Annotated in this window: 24 protein-coding genes; 17 read left to right on the top strand and 7 right to left on the bottom strand. The window is 31.8% G+C overall.

The features are described 5' to 3' along the window. The first annotated feature begins 160 nt into the window (after window positions 1–160). The 3 genes from ACVCXO_RS06850 to ACVCXO_RS06860 are packed head-to-tail and all read left to right on the top strand — an operon-like array spanning window position 161 to window position 4,136. Window positions 161–2,377: a RelA/SpoT family protein gene (locus ACVCXO_RS06850; RefSeq protein WP_452228847.1), complete on the top strand. Its 2,217-nt coding sequence runs from the start codon at window positions 161–163 to the stop codon at window positions 2,375–2,377. Window positions 2,378–2,401: 24 nt separating this feature from the next. Further along, entirely contained in the window at window positions 2,402–2,854 is a 453-nt protein-coding gene (locus ACVCXO_RS06855; RefSeq protein WP_452228848.1) for a Fur family transcriptional regulator, read from the top strand. A 10-nt stretch (window positions 2,855–2,864) separates the two neighbouring features. After that, window positions 2,865–4,136 carry an adenylosuccinate synthase gene (locus ACVCXO_RS06860; protein WP_452228849.1) on the top strand — a complete coding sequence of 424 codons (1,272 nt, stop codon included), beginning with the start codon at window positions 2,865–2,867 and terminating at the stop codon, window positions 4,134–4,136. Window positions 4,137–4,471: 335 nt separating this feature from the next. Here ACVCXO_RS06860 and ACVCXO_RS06865 read toward each other — a convergent pair whose 3' ends face one another. Continuing rightward, window positions 4,472–5,593: a T9SS type A sorting domain-containing protein gene (locus ACVCXO_RS06865; protein ID WP_452228850.1), complete on the bottom strand. Its 1,122-nt coding sequence runs from the start codon at window positions 5,591–5,593 to the stop codon at window positions 4,472–4,474. 401 nt (window positions 5,594–5,994) lie between these two features. Between ACVCXO_RS06865 and ACVCXO_RS06870 the strand changes: the two genes are divergently transcribed. The 10 genes from ACVCXO_RS06870 to ACVCXO_RS06915 all read left to right on the top strand — a co-directional run bounded on the left by ACVCXO_RS06870 (window position 5,995) and on the right by ACVCXO_RS06915 (window position 16,753). After that, window positions 5,995–6,243 carry a type II toxin-antitoxin system Phd/YefM family antitoxin gene (locus ACVCXO_RS06870; RefSeq protein ID WP_452228851.1) on the top strand — a complete coding sequence of 83 codons (249 nt, stop codon included), beginning with the start codon at window positions 5,995–5,997 and terminating at the stop codon, window positions 6,241–6,243. Next, window positions 6,243–6,503: a Txe/YoeB family addiction module toxin gene (locus ACVCXO_RS06875; protein ID WP_452228852.1), complete on the top strand. Its 261-nt coding sequence runs from the start codon at window positions 6,243–6,245 to the stop codon at window positions 6,501–6,503. Before ACVCXO_RS06870 ends, ACVCXO_RS06875 begins: the two co-directional genes overlap by 1 nt. 186 nt (window positions 6,504–6,689) lie before the next feature. Continuing rightward, entirely contained in the window at window positions 6,690–8,498 is a 1,809-nt protein-coding gene (locus ACVCXO_RS06880) for an OstA-like protein (protein WP_452228853.1), read from the top strand. Between the two features lie 56 nt (window positions 8,499–8,554). Next, window positions 8,555–9,685 carry an aspartate aminotransferase family protein gene (locus ACVCXO_RS06885; protein ID WP_452228854.1) on the top strand — a complete coding sequence of 377 codons (1,131 nt, stop codon included), beginning with the start codon at window positions 8,555–8,557 and terminating at the stop codon, window positions 9,683–9,685. Window positions 9,686–9,825: 140 nt separating this feature from the next. Then, window positions 9,826–11,211 carry a tetratricopeptide repeat protein gene (locus ACVCXO_RS06890; protein WP_452228855.1) on the top strand — a complete coding sequence of 462 codons (1,386 nt, stop codon included), beginning with the start codon at window positions 9,826–9,828 and terminating at the stop codon, window positions 11,209–11,211. Window positions 11,212–11,266: 55 nt separating this feature from the next. Next, window positions 11,267–12,274 (top strand): DUF368 domain-containing protein, encoded by a 1,008-nt coding sequence (locus tag ACVCXO_RS06895; RefSeq protein ID WP_452228856.1) that lies wholly within the window; start codon window positions 11,267–11,269, stop codon window positions 12,272–12,274. Then, on the top strand, window positions 12,275–13,294 hold the full coding sequence (locus tag ACVCXO_RS06900) for a DUF368 domain-containing protein (protein WP_452228857.1): 1,020 nt from the start codon (window positions 12,275–12,277) through the stop codon (window positions 13,292–13,294). It begins immediately after the preceding gene. Beyond that, window positions 13,287–14,024 (top strand): shikimate dehydrogenase family protein, encoded by a 738-nt coding sequence (locus tag ACVCXO_RS06905; protein ID WP_452228858.1) that lies wholly within the window; start codon window positions 13,287–13,289, stop codon window positions 14,022–14,024. The genes ACVCXO_RS06900 and ACVCXO_RS06905 overlap by 8 nt, the downstream gene beginning before the upstream one ends. A 113-nt stretch (window positions 14,025–14,137) precedes the next feature. Continuing rightward, on the top strand, window positions 14,138–16,060 hold the full coding sequence (locus ACVCXO_RS06910) for a DUF349 domain-containing protein (protein ID WP_452228859.1): 1,923 nt from the start codon (window positions 14,138–14,140) through the stop codon (window positions 16,058–16,060). 168 nt (window positions 16,061–16,228) lie between these two features. Beyond that, window positions 16,229–16,753, top strand: coding sequence for a hypothetical protein (locus tag ACVCXO_RS06915; protein ID WP_452228860.1), 525 nt, complete (start codon window positions 16,229–16,231; stop codon window positions 16,751–16,753). Between the two features lie 222 nt (window positions 16,754–16,975). Here ACVCXO_RS06915 and mazG read toward each other — a convergent pair whose 3' ends face one another. The 5 genes from mazG to ruvX form a co-directional block, all read right to left on the bottom strand. Continuing rightward, entirely contained in the window at window positions 16,976–17,749 is a 774-nt protein-coding gene (gene mazG, locus ACVCXO_RS06920) for a nucleoside triphosphate pyrophosphohydrolase (RefSeq protein ID WP_452228861.1), read from the bottom strand. A gap of 79 nt (window positions 17,750–17,828) precedes the next feature. Then, window positions 17,829–18,248 carry a DUF5606 family protein gene (locus ACVCXO_RS06925; RefSeq protein WP_452228862.1) on the bottom strand — a complete coding sequence of 140 codons (420 nt, stop codon included), beginning with the start codon at window positions 18,246–18,248 and terminating at the stop codon, window positions 17,829–17,831. Window positions 18,249–18,304: 56 nt separating this feature from the next. Further along, window positions 18,305–18,895, bottom strand: a complete 591-nt coding sequence (def, locus tag ACVCXO_RS06930) for a peptide deformylase (protein WP_452228863.1) — start codon at window positions 18,893–18,895, stop codon at window positions 18,305–18,307. A 115-nt stretch (window positions 18,896–19,010) separates the two neighbouring features. Then, on the bottom strand, window positions 19,011–19,589 hold the full coding sequence (locus ACVCXO_RS06935; RefSeq protein WP_452228864.1) for a T9SS type A sorting domain-containing protein: 579 nt from the start codon (window positions 19,587–19,589) through the stop codon (window positions 19,011–19,013). A 152-nt stretch (window positions 19,590–19,741) separates the two neighbouring features. Beyond that, a complete protein-coding gene (gene ruvX / locus ACVCXO_RS06940; RefSeq protein ID WP_452228865.1) occupies window positions 19,742–20,152 on the bottom strand; it encodes a Holliday junction resolvase RuvX in 411 nt (136 codons plus the stop codon). Window positions 20,153–20,309: 157 nt separating this feature from the next. Between ruvX and ACVCXO_RS06945 the strand changes: the two genes are divergently transcribed. The 4 genes from ACVCXO_RS06945 (at window position 20,310) to ACVCXO_RS06960 (ending at window position 24,125) form a co-directional block, all read left to right on the top strand. After that, window positions 20,310–21,125, top strand: coding sequence for a 2,3,4,5-tetrahydropyridine-2,6-dicarboxylate N-succinyltransferase (locus tag ACVCXO_RS06945; protein ID WP_452228866.1), 816 nt, complete (start codon window positions 20,310–20,312; stop codon window positions 21,123–21,125). A gap of 114 nt (window positions 21,126–21,239) precedes the next feature. Further along, the gene (locus tag ACVCXO_RS06950; protein ID WP_452228867.1) at window positions 21,240–22,292 is read left to right on the top strand and encodes a glycosyltransferase family 9 protein; all 1,053 of its coding nucleotides are present in this window, start codon (window positions 21,240–21,242) and stop codon (window positions 22,290–22,292) included. Window positions 22,293–22,294: 2 nt separating this feature from the next. Then, window positions 22,295–23,377 carry a CDP-glycerol glycerophosphotransferase gene (locus tag ACVCXO_RS06955; RefSeq protein ID WP_452228868.1) on the top strand — a complete coding sequence of 361 codons (1,083 nt, stop codon included), beginning with the start codon at window positions 22,295–22,297 and terminating at the stop codon, window positions 23,375–23,377. After that, window positions 23,370–24,125 (top strand): glycosyltransferase family 2 protein, encoded by a 756-nt coding sequence (locus ACVCXO_RS06960; RefSeq protein ID WP_452228869.1) that lies wholly within the window; start codon window positions 23,370–23,372, stop codon window positions 24,123–24,125. The genes ACVCXO_RS06955 and ACVCXO_RS06960 overlap by 8 nt, the downstream gene beginning before the upstream one ends. Window positions 24,126–24,150: 25 nt before the next feature. Here ACVCXO_RS06960 and ACVCXO_RS06965 read toward each other — a convergent pair whose 3' ends face one another. Then, window positions 24,151–24,909 carry a lipopolysaccharide kinase InaA family protein gene (locus ACVCXO_RS06965; RefSeq protein WP_452228870.1) on the bottom strand — a complete coding sequence of 253 codons (759 nt, stop codon included), beginning with the start codon at window positions 24,907–24,909 and terminating at the stop codon, window positions 24,151–24,153. Window positions 24,910–24,971 lie beyond the last annotated feature (62 nt).

A 24,971-nucleotide genomic window follows, 5' to 3' on the forward strand; every position in this document is an offset into this window, starting at 1 on the left:
CGAGGTTTTCAAAACCTTGTAGGTTTTCAGCAAATTTTAGCTACAAGATTTTCAAAACCTCAGAGAATCTACTGGACTAAAAAATGAATATAGTAATCGCATGCAACTTTAAACAAAAAAGGGTTGTGCATTAATTTTCTTTATACTATTTTTAGTACTTATGACAGATGCAGAAATAGAAAAAGAAAACGCAGCCATTACCAAAGCTTATAAAGAATTGCTTAAGGTAAGCTACAGAACGCTTAGTACGGAGGATAAAAAACTAATCCGTAAAGCCTTTGAAGTCGCAGTAGATGCACACAAAGAACAACGCAGAAAATCTGGGGAAGCTTATATTTTTCATCCCATTGCGGTTGCAAAAATTGTAGCACAAGAGATTGGCTTAGATGCAACTTCTATTGCCGCCGCATTGTTGCATGACGTGGTAGAAGACAATGACGATTATTCGATTCAAGATATCGAACAGCTTTTTGGGGAAACGGTTGCTAAAATTGTAGACGGACTCACAAAAATTTCTTCGCTTAATAAAGACATGGATGTTTCTATGCAAGCAGAGAATTTTAGAAAAATGCTACTCACACTTAATGATGACGTTCGTGTTATCATTATTAAAATAGCAGATAGATTGCATAATATGCAAACTATGGATTCTATGCGAGCAGACAAACAAGTTAAAATTGCAAGCGAAACCCTTTATATTTATGCGCCATTAGCCCACAGAATAGGACTTTACAACATTAAAACCGAATTGGAAGATCTTGGTTTAAAATACACAGAACCTGAAGTCTATAATGACATTTTGCTTAAATTAAAAGAAAGCAAAGAAGAACAAGATATATATATTAAAGAATTTAATGATGTAATAAAAAACTCATTAGATAAAGAAAACCTGAATTACGATATAAAAGGAAGACCTAAATCTATTTTTTCTATCCGAAGAAAAATAGTGAATCAAGGTGTTTCCTTTGATGAAGTGTACGATAAATTTGCAGTTCGTATTATTTATAAAAGTGATGCTGCTAACGAAAAATTTCTAGCTTGGAAAATATATTCCATTGTAACCGATCATTTTAGACCGAATCCTACACGACTTCGAGATTGGATTTCCTCACCAAAATCTACAGGTTACGAAGCATTACACATTACCGTAATGGGACCAAAAGGTCGTTGGGTAGAAGTGCAAATCCGAAGTGAACGAATGAATGAAATCGCAGAAAAAGGATATGCTGCACATTATAAATACAAAAATAAGGACGAAAAAGAAGAAGATAGTTTGGACTCTTGGATTAATAAATTACAAGAAGCTTTAGAAAACCATGGTACAAATGCCGTAGATTTTGTAGAGCAGTTTAAACTCAATCTGTATTCTAAAGAAATTTTTGTTTTTACACCACAAGGAGATTTAAAATCCTTACCAAAAGGAGCTACTCCTTTAGACTTTGCTTTTCACATACATACAGAAGTTGGTATGAAAACTAGAGGCGCAAAAGTAAATGGAAAACTAGTCCCTTTAAGTCATGAATTACAAAGTGGCGATCAAGTAGATATATTGACTTCAGAAAGTGCTAAACCTAATCCTAACTGGTTAGACTATGCAACCACAGCAAGAGCTAGAAGCAAAATTAAAACGGCTTTAAAAGAAAGCACAAAACTGGTAGCCGAAGAAGGAAAAGAGATTTTAAGACGTAAATTAAAACAACTTAAAATCACTTTAAATGAAAATTCTATCAACGAGATGGTAAGTCATTTTAAACTTAAAACAAGTTTAGATTTATTTTACCGTGTCGGTTCTGGAGCTATAGATAACATCATGTTAAAGGAATATGCTTCGTCTCGAAGTAATGCTTTTGTTAGTTATATAAAGAATAAAATTTCTAGAAAAGTTCCGCTTACTAAAGAAGAAATTGAAAAAGACGAAATTACAAATAAATACGATTTACTCGTTTTTGGTAAAGAGGAAGAAAAACTAGACTACAAATTAGCAGTCTGTTGTAATCCTATTCCTGGAGATTCTGTTTTTGGATTCTTAACAATAAACGAAGGTATTAAAGTACATAAAAAGAATTGCCCAAATGCCGTAAGTATGCAATCTAATTATGCATATAGAATTTTATCTGCAAAATGGATAGACTCTAGTCAGCAAGATTTCTCTGCACAAATCATACTTTCAGGTATTGACAATTTGGGGTTAGTAAATAATATTACTAAAATGATTTCAGCAAACATGAATGTGAACATGAAAAGCATTAGCTTTCAAAGTGATGATGGTATCTTTTCAGGAAAAATTAATGTGGTTGTCAAAAACAAAAACTTATTAACAAAACTTATGGATAACCTTAAAAAAATTAATGGAATTGATAAGGTTAAAAGAGTATAAAAAGTGTAAATTTACGCCGAAATTATGAGTGTAAAAACAGATTCAAAAAACCAGGAAATTGTAAAGAATGTCTTTACTAAGTTTCTAGAAAGTAAAGGACATCGTAAAACGCCTGAGCGTTACGCTATTCTGCAAGAGATTTATAACAGTGATGTACATTTTGACATTGAGTCGCTGTACCTAAACATGAAAAACAAAAAGTATCGTGTTAGTAGGGCAACGCTATACAATACCATAGAATTACTTCTAGAGTGTGCATTGGTAAGAAAACACCAATTTGGGCAAAGCCAAGCACATTATGAAAAATCTTATTTTGATAAGCAACACGATCACGTTATTCTTACAGATACAGGAGAAGTCATCGAGTTCTGTGATCCAAGAATTCAATCGATTAAAAAAACGATAGAAGAGGTTTTTGATATTGAAATCACAAACCACTCACTCTACTTTTACGGCACAAAAAAAGCAACTAAATAACTATATTATAATGGCAGTAGATTTACTACTAGGTTTACAATGGGGAGACGAAGGAAAAGGAAAAATCGTGGATGTCTTAACCGCTAACTACAATATTATTGCACGTTTTCAAGGTGGTCCAAATGCAGGACACACCTTAGAATTTGATGGCATCAAACACGTTTTAAGAACTATTCCTTCCGGGATTTTTCACGACGAATCTATCAATGTAATTGGTAATGGTGTGGTAATAGATCCTGTAGTCTTTGCTAAAGAACTAGAAGGTTTAGATCAATTTAATCTAGATTATAAAACCAAGCTTATCATTTCTAGAAAAGCACACGTCATTTTACCAACGCACAGATTATTAGATGCAGCAAATGAAGCGTCTAAAGGAAAAGCAAAAATTGGCTCTACCTTAAAAGGAATTGGTCCAACATACATGGATAAAACCGGTAGAAACGGAATTCGTGTTGGAGATCTAGAGCTTAGCGATTGGAAAGAAAAATACAGAGCTTTAGCAAATAAACATGAAGCTATGATTTCTTTTTTCAATGCAGATGTGCAATATGACTTAGAAGAAATGGAAGCTGAATTTTTTGAATCTATTAAGGTTTTAAAAGAATTACAATTTATAGATTCGGAAGAATATTTATACCAAGCACAAAAAGCAGGAAAAACCATTCTTGCCGAAGGCGCACAAGGTTCTCTTTTAGATATTGATTTTGGAACCTATCCTTTTGTAACTTCAAGTAATACAACCGCAGCTGGAGCATGTACTGGTCTTGGTGTTGCACCAAATCAAATTGGTGAAGTGTATGGTATTTTTAAAGCCTATACAACCAGAGTTGGTTCTGGACCATTCCCAACCGAACTTTTTGATAAAGTTGGTGAAGATATGGCAATCATTGGTAATGAAGTTGGGGCTGTAACGGGAAGAGCAAGACGTTGTGGTTGGTTAGACTTAGTCGCACTTAAATATGCTTGTCAAATAAATGGTGTTACCAAATTAATGATGATGAAAGGCGATGTGCTTTCTGGTTTTAAAACCCTTAAGATTTGTACAGCTTACAAATATAAAGGAGAAACGATCACACATTTACCTTATAATATAGAACCAGAAAATCTAGAACCAATCTATAGCGATTTTTCAGGTTGGAAAGAAGATTTAACGCAAATGACAGATAAAGCACAATTCCCAAAAGAATTGAATGACTATATCGCTTTTCTTGAAAAAGAATTAGAAATCCCTATTTATGTGGTTTCTGTTGGTCCAGATAGAAAGCAAACGATTTACATGTAACAATTTCATTGTGAGGCGCGAAGCAATCTCATAAATAATAACTAAAACCTGTCAGAATAATTTCTTGACAGGTTTTTTTAGTATTATAAACTCCTCTTTCTTTATATTTTTTAATGAAAATATAAATTCATTCTCCTCTTTAAAAAAAAGAGGAGAGCTTTTACTATTAATCATTTAGAACTAAAATTATATCTTTTTTATTACCAAATACACCTGTCACTTGCTCTTCTATTCTAGGAAAAAATACAGTATTAAAAAAAAACTATCTCGTACTTACTCCTCTCTTTTGTTAAAGAGAGGTGGATTTTTTAGAAAAAAATTCGGAGAGTTAGAAATTACTCCTTAGCAATCTTATACGCCTTAACTTGTTTACCAATGGTAACCGTAACCAAATACATTCCTGCTTGTAAGTTAGAAGTGTCTATAACTGTTTGCATACTATTAGGTTTAGATTCTAAAATTTGCTGACCAATTAAATTATAAATAACAACACTTTCAATTCTTGTTCCAGATTTAAAATGAAGCAGTTCATTTACCGGATTAGGAAATATAGAAAATCCTTCGAAACCAAATTCTGGAGTAGTTAATGTACCATCTTGCACTAAGACATCAAACAATCCTGTTGCTCTTTTCCCATTACTATCGGACCAAACTTGCACGTAATAATCGGTATTAGTAGACACTGAAATATCTGTTAAAGTATTAGCAGCACATGCATTTGCCACTTGTGTTAAATTGGTGCAATTACCTTCCCAAAGTTGTAAAGAATAACCAGGTTCTGCTAAAATATCTAAAGTTGAATATGAACTAGAGTTTACAGTAAACCAAATGTCTACTCTATTTATATCGTTACAGCTTGGTGTTTGGGTAGAAGCTGTTGCATTTTCATTGTAGGCTTGTAACGTTTCTCCTATTGTAAGTTCTAACGCTTCTTCACAACTATCGTTGCTTGGAACAAGATCACAAGAAAGAGATACTTCTGGTATACTATTACAGCCAGGAGCATTGTTTTCTATAATTATTTGACCTAAAGGGCAGTAAAATGGATTCATATTGCAATAATTCAATGAATTACAAACTGAACTTATATTGCAAATTGATAAGTTTTGATTATTTCTAAAAACTAAACCTTCTATAAAACCCTCGTCGAGAAAATCTACATCATTTAATGCTGAAATATCAGTCAAGGAATTATTATAAGATAATAACAAACTATATATTTGAGTTAACATATTGATGCCATCTAAACTTTGCAATGAAGAATTATAACTAATTTCGGCAGGTCCAAAATTGTTTAGAGAATCTAATCCATTAAGATTGATTAAATTGTCATTCCCTGAAATAGTAATATCATCTCCACTATTAACTAAATTATTTAATCCAGTTAAATCAACTAGTAAATCATTATTAGAAATATTTAGTACATCAACATCTGTCAATCCTTCTAATCCAGTCAAACTTATTAATGAGGAGTTATTATATATTACCAACTGTGATATATAACTTAAGCCTGAAAGCGTTGATAAATCAGTTATATCCTCACCACTGATAACTAATTGAAAAAAATCCGTGCAGTCTGAATAATTTACTGCAAAAGCATCCACTTCAGCTTGAGAGTTTAATTCTTCGAAGGTTGCGTTAAAATCTGGACATTGACTAAACCCAATTAGCGGAATAACGAATAACGAATAACGAAAGAAAATAAAGTTTTTGCAAAATGAAGTGTTTAGAATTATATTTTTTAAATATAATAAATAAAACAATAACCCATTAACAAAGTAATCCTGTATAAAAATAACTCTAAACATATTTTATTAAAACAAGTACTCGTTTAAGTACTTTTACCTATATTTGTACTATGGAAACAGTAAATTACAGCGATTTTCGTGCAAACCTAAAACATTGGTTCGATAAAGTGATTGATGATGTAAGCGATATCATCATTAAAAGAAAAGGAGGCAAAGACCTTGTACTCATCTCTTTAGACGAATATAATTCACTTAAAGAAACAACCTATTTACTAACAGGAAAAAATAGAGAGGTACTTTTAAAATCTATTCAAGAGTTAGAAGAAAATAAAGGAACAGAAAAAGAACTTATTTCGTAATGAAGCTAATCTGGTCTGCAACAAGTTGGGAAGAGTATCTCTATTGGCAAAAAGTAGATAAAAAAATTCTTAAACGTACAAACCAACTCATAAAAGCATGTACGCGAACACCTTTTGAAGGTATTGGAAAACCAGAAGCTTTAAAAGGTGACTTACAAGGTTATTGGTCTAGACGAATCACTTCAGAACATCGATTGGTTTATAAATATCGAGAAAATGAACTTTTAATTGCTTCATGTCGTTATCACTATAATAAATAACTCCAACAATTTTTTAGTAACTATTTCATATTAAATTTATCCCAATAGAGAATACCACATCATAATAATAGTTATTTTTACCACAAATTATAGATTTTGAAACATCCATAACATAAACTGGATACCAAAGGATAATGATTAAATGGATGCTACATGTGCCCATTGAAAATTATTAAATACAAATACATGAAATTGAAACACATATATATACTCCTCCTATTTTTCTCTTTCGCTTTCGCGGAAGCACAACAGCAAATAGAAATTAGATATTCTGGATTTTTAGAATTTAAAGAAGAAGATGCTCCTGGTTTAAAAATCATGACCCGTGATGATTCCGGACAAATTCACATTGTACATGAAGGTGTAGATATGTGGTGTGACCAAGCACTACTCTACTCCAACGACAATTTTGTGGAAGCCTACGGAAACGTAAAAATGAAACAAGGAGACACTATCAACATGACCTCCAAATATGTAGAATATAGCGGAAAAACAAAACTAGCATTTGCAAGTGGAGACGTTATTTTACAAGAACCAGCTTCCACATTAACAACAGATACGCTGTATTTTGATCGCGCCAAACAACAAGCGTTTTACAAAAGTGGCGGAAAAGTAGTTCGTGATTCTTCAGGAGTTATTACCAGTCAAATTGGTCGTTTTTATATGAATGCTAAAAAATACCAATTCGTAAAAAACGTAAAATTGGTAAATCCGGATTATACCATTGATACCGAACGATTAGATTTTTTCACAGAGACGGGACATGCCTTTCTTTATGGACCTTCCACTATTGTTACCGAAGAAAGTAAAATCTATTGCGAAAAAGGATTTTATAATACAGAAACCAAACAAGGATATGCGGTCAAAAAATCGCGTATAGATTATGAGAATCGACTCTTTGAAGGTGACAGTATGTATTTTGATAATACCCGAAATTTCGCCTCTGCAACGAATAATATAAAAGTTACAGACACGATAAATAAAAGTATTGTAAAAGGCCATTATGCTGAAATTTATAAACTCAAAGATTCTGTTTTTATTACCAAACGTGCTTTGGCTATTTCGGTACAAGAAAACGATTCGGTGTATATACATGCAGATACTTTAATGGTTACAGGAAAAGCAGAAAACAGAATTACACGAGCCTATAAAAATGCTAAGTTCTTTAAAACAGATATGAGCGGAAAAGCAGATTCTATACATGTCAACCATCTAACAGGACTAACAGAACTTATCAACTTAACCAATGTAAAATCTAAAGAAGCATTTGTCACCAAAAGACAACCAATTCTATGGAATCTTGGTAACCAAATGACAGGAGATACTATTCAAATAAAATCGAATCCAAAAACAGAAAAAGTAGATTCCTTATTCGTTTTTGATAACGCATTTATAATCAGTAAAGACACATTAGGTGCCGGTTATAATCAAATTACGGGAAAAATTCTTATCGGACTTTTCTCTGAAGAAAACACATTAAGACAAGTAGATATAAATAAAAATGCGGAATCCATTTATTTTGCTAGAAACGAAAAAAACGAATTAGTAGGAATTGACAAATCGAAATCTGGAAGTATTATGATGCTTTTTTCAGAAGGCGAAATTGAAGAGCTTCGAAAAATCAGACAAGTAGACGGAAAAACATATCCAGAATCTGAATTCCCAGAAAACGTAAGAAAACTGAGAGGTTTTAATTGGCGAGAAGAAGAAAGACCAAAAAGTGTTGAAGATTTATTTAGCGATGATCCTCCCCTAAACTTACCTATAATAAAAGGACTAGAAGATTATGTACCACAGGAAGAATTCTTTGATGCTGAAATGTTAGAGCGCATGGAAAAAGCAGATGAAGCCGAAGCTAAAAAGTCTAAAAAACCTGTAACTAGTCCAAAAGCATCGAGAAACGTACCACAAAAGAATATAAATAGCGGATCTATGCTTCCGCTTTCGGTTACACAAAAAGCAAAACCTCAATTAATAGCACCTAAAAAAGAATAGTCATAAAAAAAGATTTCTTAACATATCAAGCGCAAACTTCGCCACATCCTTTAGCAATGGAAATTTCTCGTGCAGAAGGATCTTACATTTACGACACCAACAATAAAGCCTATTTAGATTTTGTTGCAGGAGTGTCGGCATGCACACTTGGGCATAATCACCCCAAAGTAATAGCAGCACTTAAAGAACAAATAGATAGTTATTTACACGTCATGGTTTATGGGGAATACATCCAAAAACCAGCGGTAGAACTCACCAAACTGATAGCAAAACATCTCCCTAAATCTTTAGAAAAAACATACTTAACTAATTCTGGCACAGAAGCCATAGAAGGCGCTTTAAAACTAGCAAAAAGAGCCACAGGAAGAAGTCAAATGATAGCTGCCAAAAAAGCATATCACGGTAACACCATGGGTTCTATGAGTGTCATGGGTTTTGAAGAACGCAAACAAGCTTTCCGTCCATTACTTCCAGATGTTTCCTTTATTACTTTTAATGAGGTGGCAGATTTACAATTAATCACAACAAAAACAGCCTGTGTTATTTTAGAAACCATTCAAGGTGGCGCTGGTTTTATAGAACCAACAAATAACTATTTACAAAAGGTAGAAGCCCGCTGTAAAGAAGTTGGTGCTCTTTTCATTTTAGACGAAATACAACCAGGAATTGGTCGCACAGGAAAACTCTTCGGCTTTCAAAATTACAACTGCACTCCAGATATTTTAGTTACTGGAAAAGGTCTTGGTGGCGGTATGCCAATTGGTGCATTTACTGCTTCCACGGCACTTATGGACTTGTTGCAAGACAATCCTAAACTTGGTCACATCACTACGTTTGGTGGGCATCCGGTAATTGCAGCTGCTGCTTTAGCAACATTAAAAGAAGTAACAGATAGTGATTTAATGGCACAAACACTTAAAAAAGAAGCACTTTTCAGAAAACACTTAGTCCATCCATTAATTACAGAAATTAGAGGAAAAGGCTTAATGCTTGCCGTTTTAACTCCTTCCGCAGAAATAACAAACCAAGTAATTTTACGTTCTCAAGATGCTGGTTTAATTCTTTTCTGGTTACTTTTCGAGCAAAAAGCAATCCGAATTACGCCTCCATTAACCATTTCTGACCAAGAAATCATTAAAGGTTGTGGCATTATTATTGCTATTCTGAATAGTATTACACCCAATTGAACCCTTTAAAACAACTGACAACCAGTAATAAACACTAAAAAAGATGCTGTTCATTACTTTGTTAAAAACATTTAAGGCTTTATCCCTTATTAACTGTTTAGATTAGTACATTTATTATAGTAGAACGATACCTATTGCCTATGGAGTTTAGTCATAACGACAACAACAATTTACCGCTTACAAAATTTGAATCGATGTTAAAAACAAACAACGTGTTGTTTTTCGATTCAGAGGAGTTCGAGAATATTATACATCACTACCTAAATCAAGGAAAGGTTGCATTAGCTAAAAAAGCCATTAAATTAGGTTTAGAGCAGCATCCTTCTTCTGTGAATTTAAAATTATTTAAAGTAGAGGTTTATATTTTTGAAGACGAACTGCCTAAAGCTGATAAGCTCTTAAATGAGCTTCATAACTTAGAACCTCAAAACGAAGAAATCTATATTCAGAAAGCCAATATTTTTTCTAAACAAGACAATCACGCAAAAGCTGTAGATGTACTTATTAGCGCATTAGAATTTGCTGATGATACCACAGATTTATATTCTTTAATAGGTATGGAATACCTGTTTTTAGATAAGTTTGAGGAAGCGAAACAAAACTTCATGAAATGTTTAGAACAAGATCTTGAAGATTATTCGGCATTATATAACATGATTTATTGTTTTGATTTTTTAGATCAGAATGACGAAGCAATAGAATATTTAAATGAATATTTAAATACCAATCCATATTGCGAAGTTGCTTGGCATCAGCTAGGAAAGCAATATTATACGATTAAAGATTACACAAAAGCACTTGCTGCATATGATTTTGCTATCATTTCTGATGATACTTTTGTGGGTGCATATTTAGAAAAAGGAAAAGTTCTAGAAAAACTAAAAAGACCTGAAGAGGCTATTGAAAGCTACACCTTGTCTTTGCAGTTAGATGACCCTACTTCGTTTGCTTTATTGCGAATTGCACAATGCTATGAAAAACTAGGAAAGGACGATTTAGCTGTTCAGTATTTCTATAAAACAGTACATGAAGACCCTTTATTAGACAAAGGTTGGATTGCTATTACTAAGTTTTATAACAAAAAGAAAAACTACAATAAAGCCTTATATTATATCAATAAAGCGATAAATATCGATACCGAAAATGTTGTTTATTGGAAACTTTATGCGCAAATAAATAACCGTTTAAACTTTTTAGAAGAAGCAGAACGTGGTTATAAAAAAGCTTTAGAATTAGGTAATTATGAAGTAGATACTTGGATTGCTCGTGGAGACATTCTTTTAAAACTTGGCGAATCTGAAGCTGCTATCTATAACTTTTTACAAGCTGCAGAATTTCATCCAGAAAATGCAGAATTAGAATACAGACTTGGTGGTTTATACTTTTTACAACATGAAATAGAAAAAGGAACCTTTCACTTAAAAAATGCGGTTCGTACGAATCCTGAATATGCATTTATTATTGAAGAACTTTTTCCTAATGTTTTTGATAAACCAATGGTTAAAAAGTTACTAAAAATAAAATAACGCAAAATGTCTTGCTAAAAATATTACCTTTGATTTCTACCAATTTAACCAAAGTATGCAAAGACGTTTTATAGATTACTTAATCATATCTTTTAAAGGAATGGCAATGGGAGCAGCAGATGCTGTTCCTGGAGTTTCTGGAGGAACAATCGCTTTTATTTCTGGTATTTACGAAGAACTTATTAATACGATTAGTAATGTAAATCTAACCACTTTAAAAACATTAAAAACCGAAGGAATTAAAGCCTTTTGGGAAAAAGTAAATGGTAATTTCTTGCTCGCTCTTTTACTAGGAATGGTAATCAGTTTTGCCTCTTTTATGAAGCTTGCCAAATACCTAATCGAGCAGCATCCTATTTTAATTTGGTCCTTCTTTTTCGGACTAATTATAGCAAGTATTCTTTTTATTGGGAAGCAAATTACCAAGTGGAACATAGCAACCATTATTGCTGTAATTGTAGGCGCCGCTTTAGCATTTTATATTACTTCACTGCCTTCTATGGCAAGTAATAATAATCCTTTCTTTTTATTTTTTGCTGGTGCTATCGCTATTTGCGCAATGATTTTACCAGGTATTTCAGGCTCTTTTATCTTAGTAATTCTTGGTGCCTACAAAACATTAAGTGTAGCAATTGATAGTTTAGATTTTAAAAAAATAGCCATTTTTGCCTTAGGAGCAATCGTTGGCTTGCTAAGCTTTTCACGTGTTTTAAAATGGTTATTCAAACATTATCACAATATAACATTAGCAGTGCTTACTGGTTTTATTTTTGGATCTCTAAATAAGATTTGGCCATGGAAAAAGACTATTTCTGTGATGATCGATACCACAAAAGAAGTTGTACCTTTTTCTAGTGTTAGTGATTTAGGTACACTTTCCGTTTACCAAAAAACAATTCAGAATTTTGAAAGCTATAAAACCATTACAGAAAAAAGCATTTTACCTTCGCATTATTCCGAATTAAATCAAATGGATGCACAGCTATTAACCGCAATGGCATTAATGACCGTAGGATTTCTAACCATTTTTATTCTAGAAAAAATAGGAAACAAAGTAAAATAAATGGAAAGAACCAGAACATTTACAGACAAAATGTTCCTAGTCTTAAAAGGATTAGGAATGGGAGCTGCTAATAAAGTTCCTGGTGTTTCTGGCGGTGTAGTTGCCTTTGTTGCTGGTTTCTATGAAGAGTTTATCTATTCGCTTCAAAAAATAAATGGTAAAGCTTTTAAGCTTTTAATTAACGGAAGATTTAAAAGTTTCTTTACATACATTAATGGACGGTTTTTAGGCTTGCTATTCTTCGGAATAATTATCAGCTATTTTAGTGTTTCAAAAATATTAGATTATTTAATAATACATTTTGAGCTTTATGTTTGGAGTGTTTTCTTCGGAATGATTATAGGTTCCATCTATTACATTAGTAAAGATTTTAAAGACTGGAATTTAAAAACCTACCTTTCTCTCTTTATAGGTATTGTAATTGGTGTAAGCATTAGTTTTTTAGATCCTGCCAAAGAAAATGATAACCTATGGTTTGTATTCTTTTGTGGTATCATTAGTGTTTCAGGCATGACACTTCCAGGTTTTTCCGGATCTTTTATTTTAATTCTTTTAGGTAATTATGTGTTACTTCTAGTCGATTCTGTAAATGCATTGTATGACAGTTTTGCAGATATGATTAAAGGCGATTTTTCGTTTATAAAAAATATTGAACGCTTAAGAATGATTAAAGTACTTATAGTATTTACACTTGGTTCTTTTGCGGGGTTGGTAACCTTTTCTCACGTACTAAGCTATATTTTAAAAAATTACAAAAGCATTACAACAGCGTCTATAATTGGTTTTATAGTGGGATCTTTAGGTGTGGTTTGGCCTTTTAAAAAAACCGTCTATAAACTAAATGAAGATGGTGGTTTTTTAATAGACTCTGCTGGAAGAAAGATTATAGAAAACTACAAACGCTTTATACCAGAACTCACCCCAGAAACGTACCTTGCTATTCTATATACTATTATTGGTATTGCGGTAGTTTTGGCTTTAGAATTTTACGGGAGAAAAACAAAAAAAACAAATGCGTAAATTCGGATTAATAGGAAAAAACATAGATTATTCATTCTCGCAATCCTATTTTGCAGCAAAGTTTAAAGCGGAAGAAATTACAGATGCTTCGTATCAAAATTTCGATTTAGAAAGTATCACTGATTTTCCAAAACTTTTAGAAGACAGCCATATAAAAGGCTTTAATATTACCATACCTTACAAAGAAGTAATTATTCCGTTTGTGGATACCTTAGATAAAAACGCAAAAAAGATAGGAGCAATAAATACCATAAAATTTACTAAAAAAGGAAAACTAAAAGGATATAACACCGATTACTACGGATTTAAAAATTCTATACTACCACATTTAAAACCACGGCATACGTCTGCATTAATTTTAGGAACAGGTGGCGCAAGTAAAGCCATTGCCTATGCATTAAAAAAGCTTAAAATTAAATACACCTATGTTTCTAGAAGTGCAACAAAAGAAAATCAGATTTCATACCAACAACTTACAGAAGAAATCATAAAAAACAACACCATAATTGTAAACTGCACACCATTAGGTACATATCCAGACATAAAAGCTTGTCCGAATATTCCATATGCAGCCATTACAGATAAACATTTGCTTTTTGATCTTATTTATAACCCAGAAGAATCCACCTTTTTAAATTATGGGAAGCAAAAAAATGCTACTATAATTAATGGCTACAACATGCTACAATTGCAAGCAGAAAAGTCATGGAAAATATGGAACAAGCAATAAATACTAGCAAACCTTAAAATTCATTTAGTTAATACTAGTTACTTTTTTGAAAATACAAGCCTTGTTTAGTATCTTTAACCCTATAGTACTTTTACGAACCAATCATTTTTATAATGTCAGAGAAAGATAACCTGCTGCAAGCAGACGGAAAATTAGAAAATCAGTCAACAGAAAATTCTAAAACAACAGAAGAAAACCAAGTAACGGAACAATCAGAAATTCAGGGCGACCTAGAAAATCAAGATGAAGTTCTAAATGAAATTGAAGCTGTTAATGCGGAAGATGCTGAAGACGAAGATACAAAAGAAAGGCATGAAATAGAAGTAAAAGACTATCACGCAATGGAGTTGGAAGACTTAGTTGCTGAGCTGGAAAAATTGGTGGCTAATGAAAAAACACAAGCCATTAAAAGTCATGTAGAAGAAATAAGAGCCGAATTTAAAGCAAAATTCAATACGCTTTTAGAAGAGAAAAAAGAAGAGTTTATTAACGAAGGTGGTAACGAAATAGATTTTCATTATTCAAGTCCGTTACACAAACAATTTAAAGAAACTTATTTTGTTTACCGTGATAAATTAAATGCGCACTACAAAAGTATAGAAAAAAGCCATAAAGATAATCTAGCAGAACGTTTACGTATTATTGAAGAAATAAAGGGTCTAATTAATGTAGAAGAAAACATTAATACAACGTACAAGCATTTTAAAGATCTACAAGAACAATGGAGAAATGCCGGAGCAATACCAAGAGATAAATACAATAATGCTTGGAACACATACCACCATCACGTTGAAATATTCTATGACTTTCTACATTTAAATAGAGATTTGCGTGACTTAGATTTTAAATACAATCTAGATCAAAAGCAAAAAATAATTGAAAGAGCCGAAGAGCTTGCACAAGACGATAATTTAAATCGTTCTTTTAGAGAACTACAAGTTTTACACAAACTTTGGAAAGAAGACCTTGGTCCTGTTGCTAAAGAAAACAGAGATGAAATTTGGAATAGATTTAAAGCTGCCACCAAAATTATTCACGACAAACGTCAAGATTATTTTAAAGACTTAGATAAGATTTACGAATTAAATTTAGAAACCAAACATGCTATAATTTCAAAAATAGAAGCCATTTCTAAGCAACCAGTAAAATCACATAGTGCTTGGCAAAGCAAGATAAAAGAAATTGAAGTTTTACGCAAAGAGTTTTTTAGTGCAGGTAAAGTTCCAGTGAAAGTAAACGAAGCTACGTGGTCTAAATTTAAAGATGTCGTTAGAGATTTTAACCGAAATAAAAATTCTTTTTATAAAGACTTAAAGAAAGAACAACACACCAATCTGGATAAAAAATTAGCTTTAATTAAAATTGCTGAAGAAAATAAGGATAGTGAAGATTTTGAAACTACTACGCCACTAATGAAGAAAATTCAAAATGAGTGGAAGAATATTGGTCATGTACCAAGAAGAGATAGCGACAAAATTTGGAAACAGTTTAAAAGTGCTTGTAACCATTATTTTGGTAAGTTTCATGCCATACAAGATGCTGAAAACAAAGAAGAATTTGAGGTTTACAACAAAAAGAAAGAATTGTTAGACACCATGAAAACGCTTGAAATGAGTGGTGATAATGAAAAAGATTTAAAGCTAATTAAAGACCATATTGCACAATGGAAAGCTTTAGGTACTGTACCACAAAATAAACGTTATATAGAAGGGAAATTTAGCAAAACTTTAGATGCTTTATTTGATGGTCTTAAAATGGAAAAAGAGGAGGCTGAAATGATTAAGTTTGAAAACAAATTAGAAAACTTAAGCAATGCTAAAGACAGTAGATTCTTAGATAACGAACGTACATACATAAGAAAGAAAATTGATGAAGTAAAAGGTGAAATCAACCAATTAGAAAACAATTTACTTTTCTTTAAACACGTAAAAGAGGATAATCCTTTAGTAAAAGAAGTGCACAATAACATTAAAAAACATAAAGATACTTTAGCGCTTTGGAAAACAAAGCTGAGTAAAATAAAGGAGCTTTATTAGTTGGTTGTCATAAATTATAAAAAACGACATTATAGCAATGGGGTTTTTAGTAATAATATTTTTGATATTTGAAATCACTTAACTTAATTTTGATAATTATAAAACTCCAATAATCCATCCATTATTGGAGTTTTATATTTTTCCACATGCCTTATAAGAAGAAAAAAAATGAAAATTAAAGAATACAAAAGTATTATTCTTTTTGGAGCAGCTTGGATACTCTTCTTCTTCTTGACGGAGTTTTTAATGAATATATTTTTCAAAGACAATACTCCGCTATGGAAGATAATAGCTATCAGCTTTATTTCTGGTTTAGGAATTTTTTATCCCTTTCTTAAAAACAGTAAAAATTTCTCATTAAATCAAGTTAAGAAAAAACAAAAAAGAGAAATCACTTTTAATGCAGAAGGTTTAGAATTTAGTATACAAGAAAAAATTATTCCACTTTTAAAACGGAATAAATTTAAAATTATAAATTCAGAAAGGAATACTATTAAATTTAGATCAAAATGGAGTTTGAATTCTTACGGAGAAAATTATATGCTAACCCTGAAAAAAGAATGCATCACAATAGAATCGACTCCACGCTCATATGTTTTCCCTTACGATAGTGGAACAACCTATAAACAAATAAATTTTATTGAAAAAGAGATAATTAACTTGAACTTGTCTAATAAGAACTACAAGACTTAGTTTATAAAAAGACTAAATCCTATTTGAATTTAAAAATTCAAATAGGATTAGTCCCTAACTAAACTAACTAAACAGTTATTTTTGAAATAAAAAAATAACTAAAAATATTAAGCTGACACTTTAAAAGAATTTGATTCTGCTATTAATCTACTCATGAAAGTAGTGCCATTTAATAATATATACGGCGAAACATTAATTTTGGATTACGAGAATTTAAAAAATTTACATTTTTTTCGCTTCTTCCCAGAAAACATCCATTTCCCCAAGGGTCATATCTTTTAAATCTTTATTTAAAGACTTTGCTTTCTCTTCCAAATATTGAAAACGTTTAATAAACTTTTTATTGGTACGTTCTAATGCGTTCTCTGGATTGATATTTAAAAATCTAGCATAGTTTAACATAGAAAACAAAACATCCCCAAATTCGCTTTCCATAGCTTCTTGGTCTTCTGCTTTTACTTCGTCTTGAAATTCTTTAAGTTCCTCTTCCACTTTTGCCCAGACTTGTTCTGGTTCTTCCCAATCAAAACCAACACCAGCAACTTTATCTTGAATCCTATTGGCTTTCACTAAAGCAGGTAAACTTTTTGGAACACCTTCTAGAACGCTACTTTTCCCTTCTTTAAGTTTTAAGTTTTCCCAATTACGTTTTACATCTTCTTCATTTTCTACCACAACATCGCTATAAATATGCGGATGTCTATGTACCAACTTATCGCAAATACTATTACAAACATCGGCTATATCAAAGTCGTTAGTTTCACTACCAATTTTCGCATAAAAAACAATATGCAGTAATACATCACCTAGCTCTTTTTTTACTTCTTCTAAGTCTTTATCTAAAATCGCATCTCCAAGCTCATACGTTTCTTCTATGGTTAAATGACGTAGCGTTTCCATGGTTTGTTTCTTATCCCACGGACATTGTTCACGCAATTCGTCCATAATAGTTAACAATCTATCAAAGGCTTTTAGTTGATTTTCTCTAGAATTCATATTTCTTATTTTGGTAAATTTACAAACAAAAAATCCAACTGCTGGAGTTGGATTTTTAAAATATTATAGTTGAAAAATGTTATTCTTCTTCGTCGGAAGATTTTTCCACTTTATCAAAGTCTAACATATTATGCTTTTCTAATAAATTATACCATTGAATGATTTTTTTAATATCACTAGCATATACTCTATCTTCATCATAATCTGGTAACACTTCGAAAAAGTATTCTTCTAATTTGTCTTTACTTTCTTTATGACTTACAGAAGTTTGCTTACCGTTTTCTTTCGTTTTTATTCTATTTAAAACTTCTCTTAAAGGTAATTCTTCTTGTAATGTGTAAATAGCTATTTCACTTAAAATGCTAACATTATGTTGCATGTTTACAGAAATCTTTTTTTTGTCTAATAAAGATTCTGCTATAAAACCACCACGTGTTTGTGCTACTAATTTATATAATCCTGGCTTCCCTGAAATGGATAATACTTTATCTAAACTCATATACTTATTTTTTTAACGATGGCAAATATCAAGTGTTTGCAATTGCAAAACAAATTTTATCGTTTCTTTTTTTGGTTAGGAAATCGCATTTTATAATCTATGCCTATTTTTCCTTTAGATATATTTGCTAGTTTTCCTTTAATTAAACGCTTTTTTAAAGAAGATAACTTGTCTGTAAACAAAACACCCTCAATATGGTCATACTCATGTTGTATAACACGCGCTATTAAACCATCATATGTTTCGGTGTGCTTTTCAAAGTTTTCATCAAAATATTCAATAGTAATCTCTGGTTTTCTAAAAACATCTTCTCTTACATCTGGGATGCTCAAACAACCTTCATTAAAAGCCCATTCGTCCCCTTTTTCTTCAAGAATTCTTGGATTTATAAAAGCCTTTTTAAATCCTTTAAAAACTTCTTGTTCTTCTTTAGTATAAGATTCATCTTCTGCAAATGGTTCTGCATCTACAAGAAACAAGCGAATAGGCAGTCCAATTTGCGGAGCTGCTAAACCAAGACCAAAAGCACCATACATAGTTTCGTACATATTAGCAATTAATTCGTCTAGTTTCGGATAATCTTTAGTAATGTCTTTTCCTACTTTTTTTAAAACAGGATCTCCATAAGCTACAATAGGTAATATCATGAGGTATGTTAAGTGATTTTTGGCAAAAATACAATACTTCCTTAATTAGTTAGCAAGAAAGCAAAAAAAACTCCTTAAAATTTAAGGAGTTCTTTATATAATAGTTGTTTATGTTTTAATTCATTATAATTACTTTTCTAGTAACTGTTGCCATATCTGTAATAATTTGAGCAATGTAAATACCATTTTCTAAATTAGAAACATCTACGCTTACGCTGCTTAAATCAGACTTACCAGTACTTAACATTCTTTTTCCTGTAACATTATATATTTCTACTTTCACAGAAGTGTTAACACCTAATTCTATATTTAAGTTATCACCACTTTTAACCGGATTAGGATATACTTTTAGTAACGTTTTAAAGATCATTTCAAATTCTTCAGCAGATAAAGTCCCTCCTGAATATTCACAAACAGAAAATCCGAAATCTACAGCTATATTGTCTGGATCTGCTAATGCAGGACCTGAAGTTAATGCATAAACAGATAATTGATCTTGACAAGATGTTTGCGTAAAAGTACTTGATTCTACCGTTACAGTTGTAGGTCTATCTACACAGGCTGATGTTCCTGCATCATAAATAAAATAAAGGCTGGAATCTGTTGCGTATCCAGTTGGTGGACAAAATTGTGCTTGAATTTGAGTAAAAGAGAATAATGCTAATACTAGCATTGTTAAGTAGTAATTTTTCATAAGTTTAATAATTTGGGTTGGACAAATATATATTGTGGAATTAACAATCCAACTTTTATTAGACGAACGTAATAAAAAAATCGTTAAACGTAGGTAAAATGCATATTTATTCGATGAAATGCATAAAAACTTGTAGAAATCTATGAAAAACCTTACTTTGAATATAAATAACTCTGTAAAATAATGGTCGCACTAATCTCATCGACCAAAGCTTTATTTCTTCTTTGCTTTTTATTTAAGCCAGAATCTATCATGGTTTGAAATGCCATTTTTGAAGTAAACCGTTCGTCTACACGCTGCATTGGCATTTTTGGAAAGGCAATGGTAAACTTTTTAATAAAAGCTTGAATAGCAGCTTCACTCTCTGAAACCTCGTTATTTAATTGTTTTGGTTCCCCAATAACAACAAGCTCCACTTGTTCTGAAGAAAAATAGTCCTTTAAAAAAGGAAGCAATTCTTTAGTATGCACTGTAGTTAATCCGGAAGCAATAATCTGCAACTCATCGGTTACCGCAATTCCTGTTCTTTTCGTACCAAAATCTAATGCTAATATTCTTTTCATAGTGCTGCAAATTTAAACTTAATTTTTAAGCTTCAATACCTATACCATATTTTTATAGCAACCATTTACTTATATCAATTATAGATTTATCTTTGCAAAAGTAAAATGTTAAACAGAAGAGGTTTCCGCTTTAACGGAAATGAAAATATAATTTGCAATGAAAGAATTACAACAGCTAATAGAATCTGCTTGGAACGATAGAGAATTATTAAAAGAACCACAAACCATATCTGCAATTAGAGAGGTTGTAAACTTATTAGACTTAGGAAAACTTCGCGTTGCAGAACCTACAGCTACAGGATGGCAAGTAAATGAATGGGTGAAAAAGGCCGTAGTGTTATATTTTCCTATTCAGAAAATGGAAACTTTTGAAGTTGGAATTTTTGAATACCACGATAAAATTCCGTTAAAAACGGGATATGCAGAAAAGGGAATTCGTGTGGTACCGCATGCCGTTGCAAGACATGGTGCATACATTGCTCCAGGAACTATTTTAATGCCAAGTTATGTAAATATTGGTGCTTTTGTAGATGAAGGTACTATGGTAGACACCTGGGCAACCGTTGGTAGTTGTGCACAAATTGGTAAGAATGTACATCTTTCTGGAGGTGTTGGTATTGGTGGTGTTTTAGAACCTTTACAAGCTGCTCCAGTTATTATTGAAGATGGTGCTTTTATTGGCTCTCGTTGTATTGTGGTAGAAGGTGTTCGTGTAGAAAAAGAAGCTGTTTTAGGTGCAAATGTAGTATTAACTATGAGTACCAAAATTATAGATGTTACCGGAGACGAACCGGTAGAAACGAAAGGAGTTGTTCCTGCTCGTTCTGTTGTAATTCCGGGTAGTTATACCAAAAAATTTAAGGCTGGCGAATTTCAAGTACCTTGTGCTTTAATTATTGGAAAACGAAAAGAAAGTACCAATAAAAAAACATCTTTAAATGATGCCTTACGTGAATATGATGTAGCAGTGTAATAGTTAGCAGTGTACAGTCGCAGTATACAGTTGTTCACTCTAATGTGAATACTGCAAACTGAATTCCGTGACTGAATACTTATCCTTAATTAATAATAAAATAATTCTTAGAGTTTGAAGATACTAGTTGTTCAACAGAAAATGATTGGAGATGTGCTTACGAGTAGTATTCTGTTTGAAGCATTGCGTGCAAAATATCCAGAAGCCCAACTAGATTATGTTATTAATTCACACACATTTCCTGTGGTGGAAAATAATCCGTTTATAGATAATTTTCTTTTTATTACTCCTGAGATTGAAAAGAATAAGATCCTCTTTTACCGTTTCCTAAAAACACTAAAAAAGAAAAAATACGATGTTGTTATTGATGTTTATGGGCAGTTAGGAAGTACACTTATTAGTAGATTCACTTCCGCTAAACTAAAAATTGCATATTATAAAAAACACACCGCTTTTGTTTTTACGCATCCAATTCAGCGAATCAAAAACCCAGAAAACAATGCAAGTTTGGCCATTGAAAACCGATTAAGACTTTTAGAGCCTTTAGATATTCCTTTTAAAAATAGAGTTCCTAAAATTTATTTAAAACTTAAAGAAATCACTACCGCTAAAAAGTATTTAGAAACATCTAAAATACAAAGTAGCAAACCTTTATTTATGATTAGCGTTTTAGGTAGTAGCGCTATTAAAACCTACCCCGCAAAATACATGGCTTCCTTATTAGATAGCTTGGTAGAATACAAAAAGGATGCACAAATACTGTTTAATTATATACCAAAACAGGAAGAAGAAGCTAGAGAAATTTATGACTATTGTTTAGCGCAAACACAAAACCATATTTATTTTAATGTCTTTGGAAAAAGTTTAAGAGAATTTTTGGCAATCACACAACAATGTGATGCTTTAATAGGAAATGAAGGAGGCGCAAATAATATGGCAAAAGCATTAAACATTCCCACCTTTACCCTTTTTGCACCTTATTTAAACAAAGCGAATTGGTTTAGCGAAAACGAACCGGGAAACAATATTGCTATACATCTATCGGATTATATACCTTATAATGAAACGGATAAAATAGAAGCTAAAAAAAATCCGGAAGCGTATTATTTAAAGCTTAAACCAGAATTTATCAAACCAGCTCTTAAAAAATTTTTAAGTAACTTATAATCATGAATTATAAATTTTTAATTTATATCTCGTACAGTTATGCGCTGCCAATTGGTACGCCTTTAGAAACTGAAATTATCAAACGAGGTTACACCGTAAAATGGTTTGCAGATATTGCCGATGGTAAAAAAGCTATCCAAGAAAAAGAGAATGCTTTACAAACAACACAAGAGGTTATTGATTACAAACCAGACATTGTATTAACAGCGACAGACAGTGTTGCTGATTTTATTACAGGTTTGAAAGTGCAGATATTTCATGGTTTTAATGCGCAAAAAAGACCTTCAAAGAAAAACACTTTTAGTCATTTTAGACTTCGTGGCTTTTTCGATTTATATTGTACACAAGGCCCATCTACAACAACTGGTTTTAAAGCACAGCAAAAAAAACATCCCTATTTTGAAGTTGTAGAAACGGGATGGAGTAAAGTAGATCCTTTATTTCCTATAGAAAAAAGAGAAAGCAATAACACAATTATGATTGCTTCCACGTTTACCGAAAGCTTAAGTCTAGCGTATAATGACGCGGTATACCAAGAGATTAAAAGACTATCTACTGCTGGAACTTTTAATTTTATTATGGTTTTACACCCTAAACTTCCAAAAGCTATTATTAATAAATGGAAATCTATAAATAATGCCAATTTTAAATTTTATAATACCACAGATTTAATTCCTTTATATAAACAAGCGGCTATTATGTTTGCCGATACCACTTCTGCAATTCAGGAGTTTTTACTTCAAAAAAAGCCAGTCGTTACCTTCAATCATACTTTTAACCATGACTACTTGTTACATGTGCATGAAGCTGGCGATTTAGAAAAAACATTTCAAGAAGCTTTGTTGTATCCTGAAGATTTAATTAAAAATATAGCGCATTTTCTTCAAGATTTACATCCTTATTTTGACGGAGAATCTAGCCAGCGTATTATAGATGCTTCTCTTTCATTTTTGCATAAAGATAAAAGCTATTTAAAACAAAAACCCTTAAATTTGGTACGAAAGTATAAAATGCGAAAACGATTAAACTACTTTACTTTTAAAAGCTATAATAAAGCATACACTTTACTTAAAACGAATGAATAAACTAACTGCAATTATTCCTACAGGAAATGAAATTCATAATATAGAAGCGGTTATTGCTTCCGTAAGTTTTGCTGACGAAATACTAGTTGTAGATAGCTTTAGTACGGATGGCACTTTTGAAAAAGCACAAGAATTAGCAACTAAAGTAATTCGACGGGAGTATGAATATTCTGCTTCGCAAAAAAATTGGGCCATTCCCCAAGCAAAACACGAATGGATTTTATTAGTAGATGCAGATGAACGTGTTACTCCAGAATTAAGAGAAGAAATTCAGACTAAATTAAAAGAATCAAAAATAGAACATACTGCGTATTGGATTGGTAGAATGAACCATTTTATGGGAGAACGCGTGCATTATAGCGGTTGGAGAAATGACAAAGTTATTCGTCTTTTTAAACGAGATTTTTGCACTTATGAAGATAAACACGTACATGCCGAGATTAAAGTAGATGGTACTATTGGTAAATTAGAAAATAAATTTTACCATAATACCTATATTACTTTTGACAAGTATTTAGAAAAGATGAATCGTTATGCATGGTGGCAAGCAAAAGATTACGATAAAAAAACAGGAAAACTAACGCCTTATCATTTTGTGATTAAACCTTTTTACGGCTTTTTTAAACACTATATAATGCAAAGAGGTTTTTTAGATGGCCTTGTTGGTTTTACTATTGGTACCATACAAGCCTATGTTGTTTTTATGCGCTATTTAAAACTTTGGCTATTACGAAGAGGAAGAGAATAATCTTTCGAGTTTTGGATCTTAAAGATTACTTTTTCCAAAATTTCAATTTCTTTTTCAAACGTTTTTTTCGTTTAAACTTCTCTTGAAAAGCTTCTGTTTCCTTCCACATTAAGCGAAACACTTTAGCATAGTCTTCTCCTGAAATTTTAGCATATTCATCACTCATCGTTTCTACAATAGATTGATGCACGGTAAGTCTAGAGAAATTCTTTATTCTTGCTTCAAAGGACATGGGCTTAAATTCCATCCTATTTAAATCTACCAAATAGAATTGGTACTCGCCATCTACTTTTTTAATTAACGTATTTCCTGGAGAATGATCTAAAAAGTTAATATTATTCTGATGTAATGTATAGGTAAACCTTGTAAACGCTCTTAGTATCGATTCGTGATCAGGATAATCTAAATCTCTTGTAAGCTCTCTGTACGTTAAATCACAATCTAAATGAGCACTAATATAAAAGCTCTTTTTAAATAGAAACGGCGTTGCAAACTCATAATAAGCAATTGGCTGCGGTGTTCCAATTCCTAATTCTTTTATCTTAGAAGCATACTCAAAAGAACGCTGTGCTTTACTTTTTCTGAAAAACTTATAAGCTATTTGATTAAATATATTTGGTACTTTAAACGATTTAATATTTATCGTTTCTCCTTCTAGTTCAAATAATTTAATAACATTTCTATCCGCTTTACCAAATTGTGTTCCTAAATCATTAAAATGACTAATGAAATGGTCTAATTTTTCTTGGTGCTTTTTATAGATGTCTTGATATACCGTTTGCATCTTGCAATATTACAAATTTTACGGGTTATTAATCTAAAAAAACAAAGCTGTTATTAAATGTT

This window comes from Lacinutrix sp. MEBiC02404, assembly GCF_053601575.1.

Coding starts and splice junctions, on each gene's coding strand:
- ACVCXO_RS06850 (WP_452228847.1), top strand. CDS start 161: ATGACAGATGCAGAAATAGAAAAAGAAAACGCAGCCATTACCAAAGCT.
- ACVCXO_RS06855 (WP_452228848.1), top strand. CDS start 2,402: ATGAGTGTAAAAACAGATTCAAAAAACCAGGAAATTGTAAAGAATGTC.
- ACVCXO_RS06860 (WP_452228849.1), top strand. CDS start 2,865: ATGGCAGTAGATTTACTACTAGGTTTACAATGGGGAGACGAAGGAAAA.
- ACVCXO_RS06870 (WP_452228851.1), top strand. CDS start 5,995: ATGGAAACAGTAAATTACAGCGATTTTCGTGCAAACCTAAAACATTGG.
- ACVCXO_RS06875 (WP_452228852.1), top strand. CDS start 6,243: ATGAAGCTAATCTGGTCTGCAACAAGTTGGGAAGAGTATCTCTATTGG.
- ACVCXO_RS06880 (WP_452228853.1), top strand. CDS start 6,690: ATGAAATTGAAACACATATATATACTCCTCCTATTTTTCTCTTTCGCT.
- ACVCXO_RS06885 (WP_452228854.1), top strand. CDS start 8,555: ATGGAAATTTCTCGTGCAGAAGGATCTTACATTTACGACACCAACAAT.
- ACVCXO_RS06890 (WP_452228855.1), top strand. CDS start 9,826: ATGGAGTTTAGTCATAACGACAACAACAATTTACCGCTTACAAAATTT.
- ACVCXO_RS06895 (WP_452228856.1), top strand. CDS start 11,267: ATGCAAAGACGTTTTATAGATTACTTAATCATATCTTTTAAAGGAATG.
- ACVCXO_RS06900 (WP_452228857.1), top strand. CDS start 12,275: ATGGAAAGAACCAGAACATTTACAGACAAAATGTTCCTAGTCTTAAAA.
- ACVCXO_RS06905 (WP_452228858.1), top strand. CDS start 13,287: ATGCGTAAATTCGGATTAATAGGAAAAAACATAGATTATTCATTCTCG.
- ACVCXO_RS06910 (WP_452228859.1), top strand. CDS start 14,138: ATGTCAGAGAAAGATAACCTGCTGCAAGCAGACGGAAAATTAGAAAAT.
- ACVCXO_RS06915 (WP_452228860.1), top strand. CDS start 16,229: ATGAAAATTAAAGAATACAAAAGTATTATTCTTTTTGGAGCAGCTTGG.
- mazG (WP_452228861.1), bottom strand. CDS start 17,749: ATGAATTCTAGAGAAAATCAACTAAAAGCCTTTGATAGATTGTTAACT.
- ACVCXO_RS06925 (WP_452228862.1), bottom strand. CDS start 18,248: ATGAGTTTAGATAAAGTATTATCCATTTCAGGGAAGCCAGGATTATAT.
- def (WP_452228863.1), bottom strand. CDS start 18,895: ATGATATTACCTATTGTAGCTTATGGAGATCCTGTTTTAAAAAAAGTA.
- ACVCXO_RS06935 (WP_452228864.1), bottom strand. CDS start 19,589: ATGAAAAATTACTACTTAACAATGCTAGTATTAGCATTATTCTCTTTT.
- ruvX (WP_452228865.1), bottom strand. CDS start 20,152: ATGAAAAGAATATTAGCATTAGATTTTGGTACGAAAAGAACAGGAATT.
- ACVCXO_RS06945 (WP_452228866.1), top strand. CDS start 20,310: ATGAAAGAATTACAACAGCTAATAGAATCTGCTTGGAACGATAGAGAA.
- ACVCXO_RS06955 (WP_452228868.1), top strand. CDS start 22,295: ATGAATTATAAATTTTTAATTTATATCTCGTACAGTTATGCGCTGCCA.
- ACVCXO_RS06960 (WP_452228869.1), top strand. CDS start 23,370: ATGAATAAACTAACTGCAATTATTCCTACAGGAAATGAAATTCATAAT.
- ACVCXO_RS06965 (WP_452228870.1), bottom strand. CDS start 24,909: ATGCAAACGGTATATCAAGACATCTATAAAAAGCACCAAGAAAAATTA.